This window comes from Stenotrophomonas sp. 3diitr2024 (assembly GCF_042136455.1).
Lineage (GTDB): Bacteria > Pseudomonadota > Gammaproteobacteria > Xanthomonadales > Xanthomonadaceae > Stenotrophomonas > Stenotrophomonas sepilia.
Genome location: NZ_JBHHMJ010000614.1, coordinates 1 through 1,797, shown reverse-complemented (window position 1 = coordinate 1,797; position 1,797 = coordinate 1). Strand labels below are relative to the sequence as shown.

2 protein-coding genes are annotated in these 1,797 nt (G+C 67.5%); both read left to right on the top strand.

Features of this window, described 5'->3' with window-relative positions; genetic code table 11:
- On the top strand, nt 1-232 hold a 232-nt coding region (locus ABGA94_RS16015), incomplete at its 5' end, for a UPF0149 family protein (protein WP_375367782.1).
- A 5-nt stretch (nt 233-237) separates the two neighbouring features.
- Nucleotides 238-1,560 (top strand): aminopeptidase P N-terminal domain-containing protein, encoded by a 1,323-nt coding sequence (locus tag ABGA94_RS16010; protein WP_088123875.1) that lies wholly within the window; start codon nt 238-240, stop codon nt 1,558-1,560.
- Nucleotides 1,561-1,797 lie beyond the last annotated feature (237 nt).

Here is a 1,797-nt window from a genome sequence, read left to right as displayed (position 1 = left end):
GGGCGGCTTCGGCCTGGGCAGCGGCGGCCGCCGCCCGGCCCTGTCCGAAGAGGGCGAAGAAGCGCTGACCGACATGGCCAGCCTGGCGCGTGCGTCCAGTGAGGATTTCGAGGCCGGCGGCGATGACGACGACGAAGCCCTGTCGGAGATCGAGGAATTCATCCGCGTGGCGGTGCTGCTGCTGCACGGCGACGTGGTGCTGGCCGCGCGCCATCGGCAGCGCCTGAACTGATGGATATCAAGCAGCGCACCGGCATCGCGGCCGGCGAATACAAGCGTCGCCGCCGCCAGCTGATGGACATGGCTGGCGAGGATGCGATCCTGGTACTGCCGGCCGCAGCCGAGAAGGTGCGCAGCCTCGATACCCATTATCCGTTCCGCCAGGATTCGGATTTCCAGTACCTGACCGGCTTCCCGGAACCGGAAGCGGTGCTGGTGCTGATTCCGGGCCGCCGCCATGGCGAGGCCATCCTGTTCTGCCGCGAGCGCGATGCCGAGCGCGAGGCATGGGACGGCAGCCGCGCCGGCCAGGAAGGCGCGGTAGCGCAGTACGGCATGGACGATGCCTACCCGATCGATGATCTGGACGACATCCTGCCGGGCCTGTTGGAAGGGCGCTCGCGCGTCTACTACCACTTCGGCCGCGACGCCGACTTCGATCTGAAGCTGATCGGCTGGGTCAACCGCGTGCGTTCGCAGGTACGCCACGGTGCGCAGCCGCCACATGAGTTCCTGGAGCTGGGCCACCTGCTGCACGAGCAGCGCCTGTTCAAATCCGGCGCCGAAGTGGCACTGATGCACCACGCCGCACAGATCAGCGTGCGTGCGCATCTGGCGGCGATGAAGGCCGCCAGGGCCGGCATCCACGAGTACGAGCTGCAGGCCGAGCTGGAACGCGTGTTCCGCGCCAGCGATGCGGTGCCTGCGTATTGCAGCATCGTCGGTGCCGGCCGCAACGGCTGCATCCTGCATTACCGCGACAACAACGCGCGGTCGCGCGATGGCGAGTTGGTGCTGATCGATGCAGGTGCCGAGTACCGCGGCTACGCCAGCGACATCACCCGCACCTTCCCGGTGAACGGCCGCTTCAGTGCCGAGCAGCGCGCGCTGCACGACCTGGTCGGTGAAGCGCAGGCGGCGGCGCTGGCCCAGGCCAAGCCGGGCGTGCCCTACGAGGCCGGCCATCTGGCCGCAGTGCAGACCTTGACCGAGGGCCTGCTGCGGCTGGGCCTGCTGAAGGGCACGCTGGAAAAGAATCTGTCCGAAGGCCTGTACCAGCGCTTCTACCGGCACAAGACCGGCCACTGGATCGGATTGGACGTGCACGATGTAGGCGATTACCGCCTCGCCGGTGATTCACGCCTTCTGGAGCCTGGCATGGCGTTCACCATCGAGCCGGGGCTGTACATCGGCGTGGACGACACGACGGTGGAACCGCGTTGGCGCGGTATCGGCATCCGCACTGAAGACGATGTGCTGATCACCGATGACGGTCATCGCGTGCTGACCGAAGGCCTGGCGCGCAGCGCCGATGAGATCGAAGCGGTGATGGCGGGGTAGGGTGTTTTTCTGCAGGGCTTGCGGCCCTGCACCCGCTGCAAGCCGAAGCAACGGCAACGGCCGAAGCAAGAGCGGCATTGCGTGGGATGGCGGGGCGGTGTGGGTGGTCAGGACACGCCGTAAACCCCGCTCCGCGGTCCGGCCCAGCCGCTGGCGGCTGGGCGTTCGGGCGCTTGCGAAGCAGTGCTTCGCAAGCAAAGCGCCCTCACCCATGGGGGCTCGATGGCGCCATCCATG